The sequence below is a fragment of the Caulobacter sp. SLTY genome, from assembly GCF_009905535.1.
Classification (GTDB): Bacteria; Pseudomonadota; Alphaproteobacteria; order Caulobacterales; family Caulobacteraceae; genus Caulobacter.
On the sequence record NZ_JAAALA010000006.1, the window covers coordinates 65,199 to 82,906 of the forward strand.

Genomic DNA, 17,708 nt, shown 5'->3' on the forward strand with positions numbered 1-17,708 from the left:
CCTGTATTCCGGGCTGGATTTCCCCTTTGCGCAGTCTCATCGCCGCCGTCGAGCGTATCGAGCCGCTGACCGTCTATGGTCGGGTTGCGGCGGTGAACGGCCTGTTGATCGAGGCCCGGGGCGGCCTTTCCCACCTGGCCGTCGGGGCCCGGGCCGAGATCGTCCGGCGGGCGGCCGAGCCGCTGGCCGCCGAGGTGGTGGGTTTTCGTGACGCCCGCGCCTTGCTGATGCCGTTTGGCCCGGTCGAGGGCGTGGCTCCCGGCGCCGAGATCCGCATCCAGCCGGACGGCGCCAGCGTGCGCCCCAGCAAGGCCTGGCTTGGCCGCATCATCGACGCCTTCGGCAATCCGATCGACGGCAAGGGCCCCCTGCCCCAGGGCGAGGCCAGCTATCCCCTGCGCGCCAGCCCCCCCGCCGCCCACGCCCGCGGCCGGGTCGGCGAGCGGCTGGACCTGGGGGTGCGGGCGATGAACGTCTTCACCACCACCTGCCGGGGCCAGCGGCTGGGCATCTTCGCCGGCTCCGGCGTCGGCAAGTCGGTGCTGCTGTCGATGCTGGCGCGCCAGGCCGACTGCGACGCGGTCGTGGTCGGGCTGATCGGCGAACGGGGCCGGGAAGTGCGCGAGTTCATCGAGGAGACCCTCGGCGAAGAGGGCCTCAAGCGCGCCGTGGTCATCGTGGCCACGTCCGACGAGCCCGCCCTCAAGCGCCGCCAGGCCGCCTACATGACATTGGCGGTCGCGGAGGCCCTGCGCGACAAGGACCTGGAGGTCCTCTGCCTGATGGACAGCGTCACCCGCTTCGCCATGGCCCAGCGCGAGATCGGCCTGGCCGCCGGCGAGCCTCCGACCACCAAGGGCTATACCCCGACCGTCTTCACTGAGCTGCCCAAGCTTCTGGAACGCGCCGGTCCTGGCCCTATCCGCCCGGACGGCACCACGGCGGGGCCGATCACCGGCCTGTTCACCGTGCTGGTCGACGGGGACGACCACAACGAGCCGATCGCCGACGCCGTGCGCGGGATTCTCGACGGCCACATCGTCATGGAGCGAGCCATCGCAGAGCGCGGCCGCTTCCCGGCGATCAACGTCCTCAAATCGATCAGCCGCACCATGCCCGCCTGCCAGAACATGGACGAGCGCGACGTGGTCAAGGGCGCGCGCCAGGTGATGGCGGCCTGGGCCAACATGGAGGAGCTGATCCGCATCGGCGCCTACCGCGCCGGGGCCGATCCGGTGGTCGATCGGGCCATCGCCTTGAACCCGGCCATCGAAGGCTTCCTGAGCCAGGACGCCCATGAGGCGACCTCGCTGGAGGACAGCTTCGCCCACCTCGACCAGATCCTGCAGGGTGAGTTCGCATGAAGGCCGTCGGCTCCCTGATCCGGATTTCCACCTTCGAGGTCGAGAACCTCCAGAAGCGCCTCGCCCAGATCGTCGACGCCCGCACCCAGTCCGAGCTGAAGATGGCCGTGCTGGAAGCCGAATCCGAGATGGAACTGGCCAACGCCCGCGCGGACGCCGAGGCCGGCTGGTACCTAGTCGGCTTCCGCGAGGGGGTGAAGGTCCGCCGCAAGGCTATCCAGGACACCCTCGACAGCCTGGCCGCCGAGGAAGAAGGCGCCCGCGATGCGCTGAGCGAGGCCTTCGAGGCGCTGAAGAAGTACGAACTGGTCGCCGAGGGCGCGGCCAACGCAGCGCTGCGGGAGACCGCCAGGCGTGAAACGGCGGCCTTGGACGAGCTTGGCCTGCGCCGGGTGGCGGCGCGGTGAGCCTTTCCCGCCGCGCGGTCCTCGGCTCCGGCCTGGCCCTCGCCGCCTGCTCCCAGAAAGCCAACAGCCAGCCGACGGGCGGCCCTGTCCCGCCGCTGAAGTCTCTCGCGCCCTTCCCCATCGGCACGGCCGTCCAGGCCGGCCAGCTGACCGACCCGGCATTCGCCGCCCTGGTCACCGAGCACTTCTCCCAGCTCACGCCCGAGTGGGAGATGAAGATGGAGTATACCGTCCTCGAGGACGGCAGTTTCCGCTTCGACCGCCCGGACGCCATCGCCGCCTTCGCCCGGGCGCGGGGCCAGCGCCTCTTCGGCCACGCCCTGGTCTGGTACGCCCAGGAGCCGCCGGCTTTCCAGCGGCTGGACGAGACCCGCGCCAGCTTCGGCCAGGCCTATGATCGCTACATCACCGCCGCCGTGGGTCGCTATCGCGGCCAGGCCAGCGGCTGGGACGTGGTCAACGAGCCGATCCGCGATGACGGCTCGGGCCTGCGCGAGCATCTCTGGAGTCGGCGCCTCGGCGAGATCGACCACATGGTCCGCGCCTTCCAGGTCGCCCAGGCGGCGGACCCGGACATCCCGCTGTTCATTAACGACTACAATCTGGAATCCAACCCGGCCAAGCTCGACCAGTACCAGCGGCTGATCGAGCGGCTGCTGCGCGCCGGCGCCCCGCTGACCGGCATCGGCTGCCAGACCCATTGCAACGCCGACCTGCCCGCCGGGTCCCTGACCCGCACGATCAACGCCCTCGCCCGCTTCGGGCTGAAGGTCCACGTCTCGGAGATCGACGTCTCCCTGGTCCGCGCCGGCGGCCGGTTCGTCAGCCGCCAGGAGAAGGAAGCCGCCCAGGCCCGCCTCTACGCGGAGGCCATCACCGCCTTCGCCGCCCTGCGACCGGAGCAGCAGTTCGCCTTCACCATCTGGGGCGTCCGCGATCCCGACAGCTGGCTGGTGCGGGAAGACGCCTCCGACGCCCCGCTGCTGTTCGACGGGCAGGGACGAGCCAAGGGAACGTTCCGGGCGCTGGAGGCGGCGCTCAGGGGCTAGGCCGGCCCGCAGGCCACGCGGTCGAAGAAGGCGCGCGGCATCTGTTCCCGGACGCGCCCCGCCGTCTGTTCGCCGGACAGCGAATCCGCGTCGTACCAGAGCGCGGGGCCGAGCTTTGGGGCCAGCAGTTGCCTCGGTGCGGGGCCTTCTACGGCGCCAAAGTAGTCGACGAAGATGCCCTCTTCGTCGACCGTGTAGAGTTCCACCTGTCTCGGCATGGTTCCACCGATCGGGCTCAAGGTCGCCTCGCCGTAGCCATTCCCGCGGTTGATCGTGAAGCTGTAGGTGCGGCCGGTGTCGCCTGACCAAACGTCGAGGATGAGGTCGTGCGCCGAAGGCGCGCCTTCCACCTGCCGGAATACCGCCGTGAACTGCGGGGCGCCCCGCATCACGTAGCGAGCCCCATCAACGCCGCAGTTGTTCGGCGCATCAACCGCCGCCGCCAACGCCACGAGGCCAGCAATCAATCCAGCGATGGCCATGGAAAGCTCCCGAAAGGAAGCGACTATCCGTGAGGTTGCAGACTACCGCAATACGCCCGCGCGGATCCGAGGCCTAGATTTCCATCCCGCCGGCGATCTCGCTGAGCGTCTCGCTCAACGCCTGCTCCGAAGCGGTGTCAGACTCCACGAAGATGCTGATCACCCCGGTCGGCAGCACCAGGCCGGTGAAGCCGAACTGGCCGCCGGCCATCAGCCGGCCGTGGTAGACGACCACCTGTCCGAACTCCCGGTCGAAGACCTGCGGCTCGGCCATCTCGAACAGCCAGCCGTGCTCCTGGGCGTTGGTATAGTGGGCGTCGATCCGGGACTGGACGAAGCTGTCGGCGATCTCCGGCAGGTCTTCGAAGGTCGCCTCCATCCGCATCAGCGACAGCGTCAGGCTGGTGTCGCGCCGATCCGACTCGAAGATGAAGCGGTCGGGATCGTCGCTCTCGACTGGCTGCCAGTCGTCGGCCAGGGTCAGCAGGAAGTGGGTCGTCTCGAGGGTCGGCACGAAGCGCGGCTAGCCGGCGAACGGGCGCCGGGGCGGGTTGTTCACCGGCTCGACCGTGCCGACCGTCTGCTCGGCGGCGGCGCGCAGGCCCTTCAGGTCATCGGCGATGCGGAACACCGCCACATAGAATTCGCAGAACGACCGCCACAGCAGCACCAGGGCGAAACAGACCAGCACCCCGGCCACGGCCAGGGGAATCGCCAGGATCTTGCCGAGGATTTCCTGCTCCTTCAGCGCCACCCCAATGGCCGCGCCGATCGAGCCGAAGGCGCCCAGGATGATCACCCCCAGGCCCGCCCAGTAGATCAGATGGATCACCGGCCCGGTCAGCAGCCGCTCGAAAGTCAGCACGTCCCGCAACACGTCGCCAAACTCACCGGACTTGCGAACAGGCTTCCTGGACATCCCAAACCTCTTGGCTGGCGCCCCAACCCTACGCGGCCGCCCCGTTGGCCGCATGGCTATCAGCGCGAGCGCCGGCCCGCAATGGCGCCGCGCGGCCAAGGGGAAGGACCGGTGGTCGCGTTGACTTCGGGGGGGTCGCTGCTTAAGTCTCCGGCGCGCTCGAAATGCGGTTTTTCTGGCGTGTTCTTGAGGGCCCTTTCGCCCCCGCCAGTCACTTATACGGACGTCATCCCTACATGCTCGGCTTTGCAAAGAAGCTCTTCGGTTCCGCCAACGACCGTCAGGTCAAGGGCTTCACCGCCCAGGTCGCCAAGATCAACGCCCTCGAACCGCAGATGGCGGCGCTCAGCGACGATCAGCTCCGCGCCAAGACCGAGGAGTTCAAGGCCCGGCTGGAAAAGGGTGAGACCCTGGACCAGCTTCTCAACGAAGCCTTCGCGGTGGTCCGCGAGGCCTCCAAGCGGGTGTTGGGCCAGCGGCACTATGACGTGCAGATGGTCGGCGGCATGATCCTGCACAAAGGCGGCATCGCCGAGATGCGGACCGGCGAAGGCAAGACCCTGGTCGCCACCCTGCCGACCTATCTCAACGCCCTGGCCGGCAAGGGCGTCCACGTCATCACGGTGAACGACTACCTGGCCAGCCGCGACGCCGAGTGGATGGGCCGGGTCTATCAATTCCTGGGCCTGACCGTCGGGGTCATCGTCAACGGCCTGTCGCAGAACCAGCGCCAGCAGGCCTACCGCAGCGACATCACCTACGGCACCAACAACGAATTCGGCTTCGACTACCTGCGCGACAACCTGGTCTACGACGTGAACGAGATGGTCCAGCGCGGCCATAACTTCGTGATCGTCGACGAGGTCGACTCGATCCTGATCGACGAGGCCCGCACGCCGCTGATCATTTCCGGCCCGACCGAGGACCGCAGCGAGTTTTACCAGATCGTCGACGTGCTGGTGAAAGACCTGATCAAGGATAAGGAAACCTACGACTACGATGAAAAGCAGCGCCAGGTTCTGCTGACCGAGAAGGGCCAGGAGATCATCGAGGAGCGGCTGATCGCCGAGGGTCGCCTGGGCGAGGACACCACCGGCCTCTACGACGCGGCCAACGTTTCCATCGTGCACCACGTCAACCAGGCCCTGCGCGCCAACGTCATCTACACCCGGGACAAGGACTACATCGTCAAGGCCGGCGAGGTGATCCTGATCGACGAGTTCACCGGCCGGATGATGAGCGGCCGCCGGCTGTCCGAGGGCCTGCACCAGGCCATTGAGGCCAAGGAAGGCGCCGACATCCAGCCCGAGAACCAGACCCTGGCCTCGGTGACCATCCAGAACTACTTCCGCCTCTACAAGAAGCTGTCCGGCATGACCGGCACCGCGGCCACCGAGGCTCAGGAATTCGGCGACATCTACAAGATGGACGTGCTGGAGGTCCCCACCCACCGGCCGATCGCGCGGATCGACGAGGACGATGAGGTCTATCGGACCGCCGCCGAGAAGAACGCGGCCATCATCAAGCAGATCGAGGACTGCTACCGCCGTGGCCAGCCGATCCTGGTCGGCACGGTGTCGATCGAGAAGTCCGAGCAGCTCAGCGAACTGCTGCAGGCCCACAACTTCGAAATGGACGGCAAGACCGTCAAGGGCATCCCGCACAACGTGCTGAACGCCCGCTATCACGAGCAGGAAGCGCTGATCGTGGCCGACGCCGGCGTGCCCGGCGCGGTGACCATCGCCACCAACATGGCCGGCCGCGGCACCGACATCCAGCTCGGCGGCAACGTCGAAATGCACATGGCCAAGTGGCGCCAGGAGCAGCTGGGCCTGGGCATCGAGCCCGATCCGGCGGTCGAGCATGAGGAAAAGGCCGCGTTCGAGGCGCAGATCGCCGAGGCCAAGGCCCACGCCCTGCGCGAGGGCGGCCTCTATGTCCTGGGCACCGAGCGGCACGAAAGCCGCCGGATCGACAACCAGCTGCGCGGCCGGACGGGCCGTCAGGGTGACCCCGGCAAGTCGAAGTTCTTCCTCTGCTGCGAGGACGACCTGCTGCGCATCTTCGCCGGCGACCGGCTGGACGCCATCATGCGCTCCTTCGGGGTCCAGGAAGGCGAAGCCATCACCCACAAGTGGCTCAACAGCGCCATCGCGACCGCCCAGAAGCGCGTCGAGCAGCGCAACTACGAGATCCGCAAGAACCTCCTGAAGTATGATGACGTGGTCAACGACCAGCGCAAGGCCGTGTTCGAGCAGCGCCAGGAGTTCATGGAAGCCACCGACCTGTCCGAGTTCATCACCGAGATGCGCAAGGACACCATCGAGGAGATGGTCAACCGCCACCTGCCGCCAAAGGCCTATGCCGAGCAGTGGGACGTCGCCGGCCTGACCGAGCGGGTACAGGCCATCCTCGGCCTGGAGCTGCCGATCGCCGAGTGGGCGGCCGAGGAAGGCATCGCCAACGAGGAGATCGAGGAGCGGCTCAACGCCGCCGCCGACGCCCGGGCCGCCGAGCGGGAGGGCATCCTGTCGGCCGAACAGATGCGGTCGGTCGAGAAGAACTTCCTGCTGCAGATGATCGATCTTCAGTGGCGCGAGCACCTGATGCACCTCGACCACCTGCGCAACGTCATCGGCCTGCGCGGCTACGGCCAGCGCGATCCGCTGAACGAGTACAAGACCGAGGCCTTCACCCTGTTCGAGACCCTGCTCAGCAACCTGCGGGTCAACACCACCCGCTGGCTGATGACGGTGGAGTTCCAGTACGCCGATCCGGAGCCCGAACCCCTGGCCGGCCTGACCGAAATCCACATGGATCCGCACACCGGCGAGAACGAGCGGGCGCTCAGCCTGGCCGGCGCCGGCGCCGACCTGGACGCCCAGCAGCGCGCCGCTCTGCCGATCTCGGCCCTGCCGGACGGCTGGGAACGCACCAGCCGCAATGCGTCCTGCCCCTGCGGTTCCGGCCGCAAGTTCAAGCACTGTCACGGCTCGCTGGTCTGATCCGGTGATGGACGGCGTACGCTACGCCGTCCGCTGTTTGCCGGGATTTGAACCGGGGCAGAGGCCGCCCAAGGCGGTTGAAAGCGCCGCCTGCCGAGCACTGCAGGCCGAACTCGACCCGGCCGCGCCACTGTTCTCCCGCAGCCACGGCCGTGGCCTGATCGCCGCTGCGGTGGCGCGACCGCCGGTGACACGGCTGGGCATCGATATCGAGTGGATCGATCCCCGCCGGCGGATGGCCGACATCGCCGCGCACTATCTGGGCGAGGCGGCTGAGCCGACGCCTGAGCAGTTCTTCCGCGGCTGGACGTTCGGCGAGGCCTGGTTCAAGGCGTTTGGCGTTGACCCGACACCGGATTTGATCCTGATAGCGGGGGAAAATGTGTCGGCAGAACCGGTTCAGATCGGTGAGGCGTGGCTGTTGCAGGACCTGTCAGAGCCGGGGTTCGCCCTCAGCCTCGTCTGGAGCGTCAATTCCTCCTCCGGCGCGTAGCGACGGGGGAGGAATTTCACGGCTTCGGCCGCGTCCGAAACAGCTTCATCACCAGCCGCACCGGCGCCTGCACGATGAGCCCCAGATGCATCAGGCTGATCCGCACATTGTCTTCCAGCATGGCGAAGTTCGAGGTGTTGTCCGGCGGATAGATCACCTTCACCAGCACGTTTATCACCGGCACGCGCCGCCAGTGCAGCTGGACCAGGATCTCGGTGTCGAACTGCATGCGCGGCCCGATCCGCTCCTGGCTGAGCATCTTCACCGTTGACCCCAGCGGATACAGCCGGAACCCGCACATGCTGTCGGCGATGTCGAGCGAGGCTGTCTCCACCCAGACCCAGAAGTGGGTGATGTAGCGGCCGAACTTGCGGGCCTTGGGCACCGTCTCGTCATAGACCGCCGCGCCCGTCACCACAGCGGTCGGGTTGGCCCGCGCCAGCTCCAGGAACCGGGCCGCCTGGGCCGGTTCATGCTGGCCATCGGCGTCGATCTGCAGGGCGTGGGTGAAGCCGCGCCCCGCCGCCAGCCGCAAGCCGTCGATCACCGCGGCGCCCTTGCCCTCGTTGACCGGCTTGCGGACGACCTCCACGCCGCGCTCCGGCGCGTGGAAGGCCGCCAGGCCGGACTGGGCCGGCTCGACGTTCCCGTCATCGATGACGAACACCGGCAGCTCCAGCGCCCGCAGACCCTCGATCACCGGACCCAGACGCAGATAGTGATTGTAGGCGGGAATCACCGCGCACGGACGGAAGCTCATGGCGGTGCTTTACCGAACGGGGCGCTACTCGACGACCGCGGCGTTGCCGATCAGCGCGACGTTGACCATCATTCCGCCGAGGGCGCACTTGAACTGGGTGTCGCTGGAGCTCGGGATGTTCTCCAGGTTGGACTGGATGCCGACCACGGCGTTGCCGCCCTGCACCTTGGCGTTGGTCCCTAGGCCGATCAGCGCGCTGGTCATCGCCCAGCGGCAGGCCACGACCTCGCCCTTGCCCTTGGTGGTGCGGCGGGTCACTTTCAACGGCCCGATCACCTTGACCACGGCGGCCGGCTGGTTGCCGAAGTAGTACTTCACGCCCTCGGGCAGCAGCTTGGTCAGCTCCGGGTCGGTCATGACGTTGTAGATATCCATCATCTGAACCGGCGGCGGCGCCTTGGCGGACGAGGCGGCAGTCGGAACGGCCAGCAGGGCGGCCAGCAGGATGGCGGCAACGGACTTCTTCACGTAAAAACTCCCCCAGGATTCACTGAGCGACGGCGCTGTCGCCATCGCAATCTATACTCGGAAACCGGGCGCCAACAGGTCAAATCGCGCGACCGCCGGGGCCTCTATTCTACCACTGCGATCTGACCAGTCAGGGCGACACTGACCTTCTTTTCACCCAGCGCGCACCGGAACTGGGTGTCGCTGGAGGTCGGGGCGTTGAACAGGTTCGACCGGACCGCGACCAGAGCGTTGCCGCCCTGGTCCTGGACGTCGCGGGCTAAGGCGGCCATCAGATTGACCATGGCCTTGCGGCAGCTGACCGAGGGATCCTTGCCCAGACCGGTGCGCTTGCTGCCCTTCACGGGGCCGATCGTGCGCACCACCTTGGCCGGCTTGTCGCCGAAATAGAACCGCACCCCGGCCGGCAACTCCTTGGCCAGGCTGGGGTCGTTCAGGACGTCGGCCAGATCGTAGGTCTGGACCGTCGGCAGCGGCTTGGCGGCCGGCGCGGCGGTCGGCATGGACAGGGCCAGGGCGGCAAACGTGGTCGCCGTGATCTTCGCGAACTTCATTCGGCTTCCCCCGTATTTTTTCCCTGGTCTACTCGACCACGACCACCGTGCCGGTCAGGTTGACCACCACCATCTGCAGGCCCAGCACGCAATCGAACTTGCCTTGCGCGGCCGCGGGGCGTCCTTCGGCGTGGGAGCGGATGCCGATCACGGCGTTGCCGCCTCTTTCCTTGGCGTCATTGGCCAGGGCGATCAGCGCATTGCCGGCAACCCGGACGCAGCGCTCGCCGACCGGGGTCTTGCGGGCCGGCCGAACGCCCCGGGTGTTGGTCTTGGTCGGGCCGATCTCCTTGACCACCTTGGCCGGCTGGTCGCCGAAGAACAGCTTCACGTCGGGGGTCAGCTTGGCGGCCACCTTGGGGTCCTCCAACGCCGCCTTGAAAGCATAGGTCAGAACATCGCCCTGGCCCGGCGCGGCGGCGCTGGTGGCCACCCCGGCCGTAGCCGCCAGGATCAGGGCGACCGCAGCCGCGGCCTTTATCGTCTTCATCGTTTCCCCCTCACGCGACACATCGGAGGGACACGGGCTCGGGTCCCCCACCGCTCTCTAAGACCGCTGTATGGCCCGCCTAGCGAACGGTCGCTACGGTTCCCTTCAGGGCGACGCCCGCCATGATGCCGCCGGCGCCACAGACGAAGGTCTCGTTGCTGGAGGTCTCGTTGTTCTCGTAGTTCGACTTGATGCCGATCACGGCGTTGCCGCCGCGCTGCTTGGCGTCTTCGCCGATGGCGATCAAGGCGCTCAGGAAGGCCCATTCGCATGCGGTCTTGTCGGACTTCTTGAATGAGCTGGTCTTCTTGCTGGTCTTGGTTTCACCGAGGGTCTTGGAGACGCCCGCCCGCTGGGTGCCGAAGTAGAACTTCACACCTTGCGGCAGCTTGGCCTGCATTTCCGGGTTGGACATCACATCGGCGATCGGGAAGTTGATCAGTTCATTGCGACCTTTGGCCCAGGCGCCAGGGGTCATGGCCGCCGGCGTAGCGGCGAACAGCAGCGCCAGTGGAAGCGCGACGGCAGCAATCTTCTTCATCTCAAAACTCCCGATCCTGACCGGGTCCGCGACCCGCGAACAACAGCAACGCCAGAATACACACCGACCGACCGGACTCAACGTGGACGCGGCGGCTTTCAACGGGTTAGAGACGCGCGGTGCGACCGCGACGATCCGGGGTCGGACTTGGGGGCTGGCGTCCGCGACGAGGCGGGCGAATTAGGGAACGGTGCGAGCGTATGGCGGCGACCTGGGCGTCGACGGCTGAGAGGGGGGCTTTCGTGGGCCTCTGGCTGGCGGCGACCGTCTATCGCCTGCTCGGGCGCACCGTCTGCCTGGCCGTGATGGCCCCGTTCGTCGCCTATTTCTACCTGACCGGGAAGCGTCAGCGGGAAGGCTCACTGGATTGGCTGCGGCGGGCCAAGGCGCATGGCGCCGACGTCGGCGAGGTCAACCACTGGACCGGCTTCAAGCATATGATGACCTTCGCCGGCGGAGCGCTGGACCGCTTCTCCGCCTGGCTGGGCGATATCCCGCCGGAAAAGACCACCGGCCTCTACGACGAGGAGTTCAAGGCGGCCCGCGCCGATCCGCGTGGCGCGGTGGTGCTGTCAGCGCACCTGGGCGTGCCGGAGGTGATGCGGGCGATCGCCATCCTGGGCCAGCGGCGCAACGTCAACATCCTGGCCCACAGCGGCAATGCGGTGAAGTTCGCCGAGCTGATGGCCAAGATGGCCCCGCTGTCGAGCGTTCGGATCATCGAGGTTTCCGACCTGGGCCTGAGCGCCGCGATGACCCTGGCAGCCTCGATGGAGAACGGCGAATGGGCGGTGATCCTGGCCGATCGCGTCGCGCCCCATGGCAAGAGCCCAGCTGTCTGGGTGCCTTTCCTGGGCCAGGAGGCGCCCTTCCCCATGGGGCCGTTCATCCTGGCCTCTGCGCTCAAATGCCCTGTCTACACCCTCTTCTCCGTACGGCAGAACGGCAGATACCGGGTGATGCTGCGCAAGTTCAGTGAACGGCTTGATTTTCCGCGCAAGGACCGCGAAGCAGCCCTGAAGGACACCGCGACACGTTTTGCCGCCGTGCTCGAGGAACAGGCCCTCGCCAACCCGTTCCAATGGTTCAACTTTTATGATTTCTGGCGACTGTAGGGTGTGGGGGATATGGACGGCGTGAACGATTTTTCGGGCTACGGCCAGGGCATCACGTTCGGGGATTCCGAACTGACCATCGAGGACGTCTGGGCGCTCTCGACCGGCCAGGTGGCGCTGCGTCTCACCACCGACGAGGCCGCGCTGGCCGCCATCACCCGCTCGGCCGACCATGTGGCCAACACCCTGGCCCGCGAGGGCGTCATCTATGGCGTCACCACCGGCTATGGCGACAGCGTCACCCGCGGCGTGCCCAACCCGCTGGTCACCGAGCTGCCGCTGCATCTGACCCGCTTCCACGGCTGTGGCCTGGGCCGCATCCTCGACCCGCACGAGACCCGCGCTGTGATGGCCGTTCGCCTGGTCACCCTGATGCGCGGCTGGTCGGGCGTCAGCCTGGACCTGGTCAAGCTGCTGGCCGACATGCTGCGGCTCGACATCCTGCCGCTGATCCCCTCGGAAGGCAGTGTCGGCGCAAGCGGCGACCTGACCCCGCTCAGCTACATCGCCGGCGCCCTCGCCGGTGAGCGCGACGTCCTCTACCAGGGCCAAGTGATGTCCTCCGCCGAGGCCTTCGCCAAGGCCGGCCTGGCCCCCATCAAGCTGAAGCCCAAGGAAGGGCTCGCGGTCATGAACGGCACGGCGGTGATGACCGGCCTGGCCGCCCTGGCCTTCCACCGCGCCGAACAGATGTCCAAGCTGGTCTGCCGGTTGACCTCGATGGCCAGCCTGGCCCTGCTGGGCAACCCGGCCCACTTCGACGAAGCGCTGATGAGCGCCAAGCCGCACCCCGGCCAGATGCGGGTCGGCGCCCGGATCCGCGCCGACCTGGCGGAATTCGCCCGGCTGCACACCCCCACCCGCCTGCAGGACCGCTATTCGATCCGCTGCACCCCGCACGTCGTCGGCGTGCTCGAGGACATGCTCGGCCACTTCCGGCAGGTCATCGAAACCGAGATCAACAGCGCCAACGACAACCCGCTGTTCGACCCCGAAACCGGCCGCACCCTGCACGGGGGCCATTTCTACGGCGGTCACATCTGTTTCGTGATGGACAGCCTGAAAAACCTGATCGCCAACCTGGCCGACCTGATGGACCGTCAGCTCGCCCTGCTGGTCGACACCCGCTACAACAACGGCCTGCCGTCAAACCTCTCCGGCGCCACCGGCGATCGCGCCCCGATCAACCATGGCCTCAAGGCCGTGCAGATCGGCGTCTCCGCCTGGACCGCCGAGGCCCTGAAGCTGACCATGCCGGCGTCGGTCTTCAGCCGCTCCACCGAGTGCCACAACCAGGACAAGGTCTCGATGGGCACCATTGCCGCCCGCGACTGCCTGCGGGTGCTGGAGCTGACCGAACAGGTCGCCGCCGCCCACATCATCGCCTGCACCCAGGCGGTCCGCCTGCGCCTGCGCGACGGCGGTTTGAAGGAGGCTGAGCTGGGTCAACGGGTCGGCGACTTCCTCAAGCACGCCGACGACATCGTGCCCTTCATCGATGAGGACGCCCCGCTGGACAAGACGCTGCGGACCCTCTGCGCCGGCCTGGCGGCGGCCCAGTGGACGGGTCCGCTGGCGGACATCTGACCCCGATGAAAGCGATCGTCACCGCCAGCGTCCGGGCGCGTCCGGAGTTCTACGACATCGATTCGATGAACATCGTCTGGCACGGCTACTATCCGAAGTTCATGGAACTGGGCCGCGTCGCGATCCTGGATAAGATCGACTACGGCTATGAGCAGATGATCGCGTCGGGCTACGGCTGGCCGATCATCGACATGCGCTTCCGCTATGCTCGGCCGATGCGGCTGCATCAGCCGATCGAGATCGTCGCCGGGGTGGTCGAGTGGGAAAATCGCCTCAAAATCGACTATGAATTCCGCGACGCCGCCACCGGCCAGCGGCTGAACCGCTGTTCGAGCGTCCAGGTGGCGGTCGAGATCAAGACGGAGACCATGCTTTGGGAAACCCCGCCGATTCTGCGCGAAAAGCTGTCGCCCTGGCTGTCGCCGGCCTGAGCCTGGTTGCTGCGGCTCCCTCCTTCGCCGCCTGCGTCGATCCGTTCAAGCTCAAGGCCGAGACCGGGACCTTCGACTTCAAGCAGACCCGCCGCCTGGCCAGCATGAAGACGCCTCTCGTCTCCACGGGCGTGGCCAACGTCAGGCCGGGCCGCGTCGACTGGCGCGTGGTCAAGCCGGTGGACGTGCGCCTGACCATCACGCCCGGCAAGATCACCCAGTCGGTCCAGGGCGGCCCGGCCCAGGCCGTCGGCCCGGCCAGCGCCGATCCCTTCCTGCGCAGCTCGGGGATGTTCGAGCTGTTGACCGGCGACTATGCCGCGCTGCGCCGCTACTACACCGTCACCGGCGGCCCGGCCTCGCCGGGCGGGGCCTGGAAGCTCAGCCTCAAGCCCAAGGACGCGAGCCTGGCCCGCTTCCTCAGCACCATCGAGATTTCCGGCTGCAGCCGGGCCGAGGCGGTGACCATCCGCCAGGCAAACGGCGACACCATTGCCATTGAGATGGGCGCGTCGCGCAAGGGATAGGGGATCGTGCTGGGGGGACGGACCAAATACCTGCTGGCCTATCTGGTCGCCTGCATCTTGGCGGCCGTGTTCATCGCCGCGCGCCTGCTGGGCGGCGGCGCGCTGGACACCGACATCCAGAGCCTGCTGCCGGCCCAGGCGCTGAAGCCGCCTGTCCGCGAAGCCATGGTCCAGGCCGGCGCCGCGGCCTCCAGCCGGGTGGCCATGCTGGTCTCCGCCCCAACGCCCGAGAAGGCCCAGGCCGCCGCCGCCGACCTTTCCAGGCGGTTGAAGGACAGCGGCGTCTTCATCGATTCCGCCATCGACGGCGAACAGACCGGCCGCTGGCTGTTCGCCGGCCGCAATCAGCTGCGCTGCGAGCCGACGCCTGAGCAATTCGACGCCGCGGTGGCCGAGGGCGTGGTGCAGTCCTCCCTGGTCCAGCTCTATTCCCCGGTCGCCCCGATCAGCGGCGACATGCTGCAGCGCGATCCCTTCCTGCTGACCCTGCGGCTGACCGGATGCCTGTTGCCGACCACCGGTTTTGGGGCGCCGTCGGAGGACGGCTCTGTTCTGGTGAGCGGCCGATTGACCGGCTCGGCCTTCCGCCTCGATACGCAAGGCCGCTTCACCGAGGTGGTCGAAGCCTGGCGCCAGACCCACGAGTCCGAGGGGGTGACCATCGCCCGGGCCGGCGCCGCCTTCCACGCCGAGGACGGCGCCCGGCACGCGCGCAAGGACATCTCCACGGTGGGGGTCGCCTCGACCCTGGGCATCGTGCTGCTGCTGCTGGTGGTCTTCCGCCGCTTCCGCGCCCTTCCCTTGACCATCCTGGTGGTGGGGGCCGGCTATCTGGGCTCCCTGGCGGCGGTGCTCGCGGTCTTTCCGACGGTCCACATGCTGACCTTCGTGTTCGGCTCTGCCTTCGTCGGGGTCACCGCCGACTACGCCATCTACTACCTGGCCACCGGGCCGATGACCGGCTGGCAGTCGAAAGCCGAGCGCCACCGCCTGGTCTTCCGGCCGGTCACGGTCTGCATGGTCACCTCGGCCATGGGCTTCGGCTGCCTCGGCCTCTTCGGGGTGCCGATCTTCAGCCAGATGGCGGTGTTCGCGGTCGGCGGCCTACTGTCGGCCTGGGCCTGCGCCTTCCTGGTCGTGCCGCTGTTCGACCCGGCCGTCAGCCCCCAGCGGGCCGAGCGGTTCGCCGCCGTCTGGGCGAAGCTGGAGGCCCTGCGCGCCAGACTGACCCTGAACGCCTGGGGCGTCTCCGCCTTCCTGATCCTGTTCGCCATCGGCGGGGTCTGGACCATCACCCACACCGCCACCCTGGACGACGTGCGCCGCTTCCAGGCCCGCTCGCCGACCCTGGTCGCCGAGGAGGAGGCGGTCCGCAAAGCCTCGGGCGTCGGCTTCTCGCCGAACTTCCTGCTCTCCTGGGGCCAAGGCGCGGACGCGGCCAAGGCCAGCGAGGCGTCGGTCATGGCCGCCCTGCCGCCGGAGGCCCGGGCAGGCATCCTGGCGCCCGGCCGTTTCGATCCCTCCCTCGCCGAACGCAAGGCCACCCAGGATCGCGTCCGCACCCAGTTGATCGACCCCCACCTGCCTGCCCGCGCCGCCCTGCTCGGCATCCCGCAAGCGGAGCTCAAGCCCTTCGAGGTCCCGCCGAACGCCAAGCTGCCGGACTGGATCGCCGGACTGGGCGGCCAGGCCGGCCAGCTGAACTACCTGATCGCGCCGGTCCCGGAGGCCGCCGCCCCCGCCGTGATCGCCGCGACCAAGGGCCGCGCAGACGCCGCCTACGTCGATCCGGCCAACGCCTACAGCGACGCCTTCGGCGCCTATCGCCGGTTGGCCGGCTGGGCGGTGGTCGCCGCCTTCGGAGCGATCGGGGTGATCCTGGTGGCCGTCTACCGGCGCCTATCGTCGCTCAGCGTGCTGATCGCTCCAACCCTGGGCGTGGCCGGCGGGATCATCGCCGCCTCCCTGCTCGGCACGCCGCTCAGCTTCTTCTCGATGATGGGCGCCTTCGTAGTGGTCGGCACCGGGGCCGACTATTCGATCCTCCGCTACGAGGCGGCGATCGGCAAACGCTCGCCCCTGGCCGGCCTGCCGATCCTGATCACGGCGCTGACCGCCATCCTTTCCATGGGTCTTCTAAGCCTTAGTTCTACCTATCCGGTGAGAGCGTTCGGCATAGCCGTTGCGGCTGGCCTCGCCATCTCTTACGGGTTTTCCTTTGTCGCCGCGTGGTTTGGGGCCAGAGTCGCGGCAAGAGTTGGGGATACCGATGTCCGAGAAGCTTGATGTGGTGATCATTGGGGCCGGCCCGTCAGGGGCCGCCGCCGCCGCCTTCCTGCGCAAGAAGGGACGGACGGTCGAGGTGATCGAGAAAACTCACTTCCCGCGGTTCTCGATCGGCGAAAGCCTGCTGGCCCAGTCGATCGCCATCCTGGATGACGCCGGCCTGCTGCCCTACGTCAAGCCGGACCAGTTCCAGTTCAAGGATGGCGCCGCCTTCCAGTACAAGGACGAGTACGTCGATATCTACTTCCCGCACAAATCGGCGGAAGGGCCGGGCACCACCTACCAGGTGCTGCGGTCCAGGTTCGACAAGGCGCTGGCCGACGGCGCGGCCGACATGGGCGCCAAGGTGACCTACGGCGAGGAGGTCACCGCCTTCGAAAGCGACGAGGACGGCGTCAAGCTGACGGTCAGGAACGAGGACGGCAGCGTCCGCACCATCGAGGCTCGCTTCTGCCTGGATGGCAGCGGCTTCGGCCGCACCCTCAGCCGGCTGCTGGACCTGGAGGTCCCCTCCAAGTTCCCGCCCCGCCAGGGCGTCTTCTGCCAAGTGATCGACAACATCGATGACCCGACCTTCGACCGGAACAAGATCCTCGTCTCGGTCCACCCCGAGCATCGCCATGTCTGGTACTGGCTGATCCCGCTGGCCGATGGCATCACCTCGATGGGGGTCGTCGGTTCGCCCGAGATCATCGCGGCGGCCGGCGCCAACGAGCAGGAGCGGCTCGACAACCTGGTCGGCCAGACCACCCGGATGGCCGAAGTGCTGAAGAACAAACAGCCCTACCGTGAACCCGGCACGATCCACGGCTATGCCTGCAGCGTGAAGAGCCTCTATGGCCCCTCTTACGCCCTGCTCGGCAACGCCGCCGAGTTCCTCGACCCGGTCTTCTCGTCTGGGGTGACCATCGCCCTGAAGTCGGCCCAGCTGGCCACAGATCTGGTCGATCGTCAGCTCAACGGCGAGACCGTGGACTGGCAGAAGGATTTCGCCGACGAGCTGTACGTGGGCATCGACACCTTCCGCGCCTGCGTCGCCGGCTGGTACGACGAGAGCCTGCAGCGGATCATCTTCAAGAAACCCGAGGAGGTGAACGACATCGTCCGCCACCTGACCTCGATCCTGGCCGGCTACGCCTGGGACCGCGCCAACCCCATCGTCCAGCAGCCGGAAAAGTACCTGAAGACGGTCGACCGCTACCTGACCACCATGGCGTCCTGATCGGGACG

At 67.5% G+C, this 17,708-nt stretch carries 19 protein-coding genes; 11 read left to right on the forward strand and 8 right to left on the reverse strand.

Annotated features, from left to right (window positions below; translation table 11 throughout):
- Positions 1–26: 26 nt before the first annotated feature.
- Genes fliI through GVN21_RS04820 form a run of 3 tightly spaced genes read left to right on the forward strand, consistent with a single transcriptional unit; the run spans position 27 to position 2,820 of the window.
- Positions 27–1,364: a flagellar protein export ATPase FliI gene (fliI, locus tag GVN21_RS04810; RefSeq protein WP_166573585.1), complete on the forward strand. Its 1,338-nt coding sequence runs from the start codon at positions 27–29 to the stop codon at positions 1,362–1,364.
- A complete protein-coding gene (locus GVN21_RS04815) occupies positions 1,361–1,771 on the forward strand; it encodes a flagellar export protein FliJ (RefSeq protein ID WP_166573586.1) in 411 nt (136 codons plus the stop codon). Before fliI ends, GVN21_RS04815 begins: the two co-directional genes overlap by 4 nt.
- Entirely contained in the window at positions 1,768–2,820 is a 1,053-nt protein-coding gene (locus tag GVN21_RS04820; protein ID WP_166573587.1) for an endo-1,4-beta-xylanase, read from the forward strand. Before GVN21_RS04815 ends, GVN21_RS04820 begins: the two co-directional genes overlap by 4 nt.
- On the opposite strand, the gene GVN21_RS04825 is transcribed toward GVN21_RS04820, so the two are convergent.
- The 3 genes from GVN21_RS04825 to GVN21_RS04835 form a co-directional block, all read right to left on the reverse strand.
- Entirely contained in the window at positions 2,817–3,302 is a 486-nt protein-coding gene (locus tag GVN21_RS04825) for a hypothetical protein (RefSeq protein WP_166573588.1), read from the reverse strand. The two genes, GVN21_RS04820 and GVN21_RS04825, sit on opposite strands and share 4 nt — an antisense overlap.
- A 73-nt stretch (positions 3,303–3,375) precedes the next feature.
- Positions 3,376–3,816 carry a hypothetical protein gene (locus tag GVN21_RS04830; protein WP_166573589.1) on the reverse strand — a complete coding sequence of 147 codons (441 nt, stop codon included), beginning with the start codon at positions 3,814–3,816 and terminating at the stop codon, positions 3,376–3,378.
- 9 nt (positions 3,817–3,825) lie between these two features.
- Complete coding sequence (locus tag GVN21_RS04835; protein WP_166573590.1) at positions 3,826–4,221, reverse strand: DUF4282 domain-containing protein; 396 nt, start codon at positions 4,219–4,221, stop codon at positions 3,826–3,828.
- A gap of 236 nt (positions 4,222–4,457) precedes the next feature.
- Between GVN21_RS04835 and secA the strand changes: the two genes are divergently transcribed.
- Positions 4,458–7,226: a preprotein translocase subunit SecA gene (secA, locus tag GVN21_RS04840; protein WP_166573591.1), complete on the forward strand. Its 2,769-nt coding sequence runs from the start codon at positions 4,458–4,460 to the stop codon at positions 7,224–7,226.
- A gap of 7 nt (positions 7,227–7,233) precedes the next feature.
- Entirely contained in the window at positions 7,234–7,719 is a 486-nt protein-coding gene (locus GVN21_RS04845) for a 4'-phosphopantetheinyl transferase superfamily protein (RefSeq protein WP_166573592.1), read from the forward strand.
- Between the two features lie 16 nt (positions 7,720–7,735).
- On the opposite strand, the gene GVN21_RS04850 is transcribed toward GVN21_RS04845, so the two are convergent.
- The 5 genes from GVN21_RS04850 to GVN21_RS04870 form a co-directional block, all read right to left on the reverse strand.
- Positions 7,736–8,479 carry a glycosyltransferase family 2 protein gene (locus tag GVN21_RS04850; protein WP_166573593.1) on the reverse strand — a complete coding sequence of 248 codons (744 nt, stop codon included), beginning with the start codon at positions 8,477–8,479 and terminating at the stop codon, positions 7,736–7,738.
- 24 nt (positions 8,480–8,503) lie between these two features.
- Entirely contained in the window at positions 8,504–8,947 is a 444-nt protein-coding gene (locus tag GVN21_RS04855) for a hypothetical protein (protein WP_166573594.1), read from the reverse strand.
- A gap of 104 nt (positions 8,948–9,051) precedes the next feature.
- Positions 9,052–9,501, reverse strand: a complete 450-nt coding sequence (locus tag GVN21_RS04860) for a hypothetical protein (RefSeq protein ID WP_166573595.1) — start codon at positions 9,499–9,501, stop codon at positions 9,052–9,054.
- Positions 9,502–9,529: 28 nt separating this feature from the next.
- Entirely contained in the window at positions 9,530–9,991 is a 462-nt protein-coding gene (locus tag GVN21_RS04865; RefSeq protein ID WP_166573596.1) for a hypothetical protein, read from the reverse strand.
- Between the two features lie 79 nt (positions 9,992–10,070).
- On the reverse strand, positions 10,071–10,532 hold the full coding sequence (locus GVN21_RS04870; RefSeq protein WP_166573597.1) for an excinuclease: 462 nt from the start codon (positions 10,530–10,532) through the stop codon (positions 10,071–10,073).
- 242 nt (positions 10,533–10,774) lie between these two features.
- Here GVN21_RS04870 and GVN21_RS04875 point away from each other — a divergent pair, with 242 nt between their 5' ends.
- The 6 genes from GVN21_RS04875 to GVN21_RS04900 are packed head-to-tail and all read left to right on the forward strand — an operon-like array spanning position 10,775 to position 17,700.
- Positions 10,775–11,647, forward strand: coding sequence for a lipid A biosynthesis acyltransferase (locus GVN21_RS04875; protein WP_166573598.1), 873 nt, complete (start codon positions 10,775–10,777; stop codon positions 11,645–11,647).
- Positions 11,648–11,668: 21 nt separating this feature from the next.
- On the forward strand, positions 11,669–13,234 hold the full coding sequence (locus GVN21_RS04880) for an aromatic amino acid ammonia-lyase (RefSeq protein ID WP_205689934.1): 1,566 nt from the start codon (positions 11,669–11,671) through the stop codon (positions 13,232–13,234).
- A 5-nt stretch (positions 13,235–13,239) separates the two neighbouring features.
- Positions 13,240–13,665, forward strand: a complete 426-nt coding sequence (locus GVN21_RS04885; RefSeq protein WP_166573600.1) for an acyl-CoA thioesterase — start codon at positions 13,240–13,242, stop codon at positions 13,663–13,665.
- On the forward strand, positions 13,608–14,192 hold the full coding sequence (locus GVN21_RS04890; protein ID WP_166573601.1) for an outer membrane lipoprotein carrier protein LolA: 585 nt from the start codon (positions 13,608–13,610) through the stop codon (positions 14,190–14,192). Before GVN21_RS04885 ends, GVN21_RS04890 begins: the two co-directional genes overlap by 58 nt.
- 6 nt (positions 14,193–14,198) lie before the next feature.
- The gene (locus GVN21_RS04895; RefSeq protein ID WP_166573602.1) at positions 14,199–16,478 is read left to right on the forward strand and encodes an MMPL family transporter; all 2,280 of its coding nucleotides are present in this window, start codon (positions 14,199–14,201) and stop codon (positions 16,476–16,478) included.
- Positions 16,462–17,700 carry a tryptophan 7-halogenase gene (locus tag GVN21_RS04900; protein ID WP_166573603.1) on the forward strand — a complete coding sequence of 413 codons (1,239 nt, stop codon included), beginning with the start codon at positions 16,462–16,464 and terminating at the stop codon, positions 17,698–17,700. Before GVN21_RS04895 ends, GVN21_RS04900 begins: the two co-directional genes overlap by 17 nt.
- Positions 17,701–17,708: the final 8 nt, after the last annotated feature.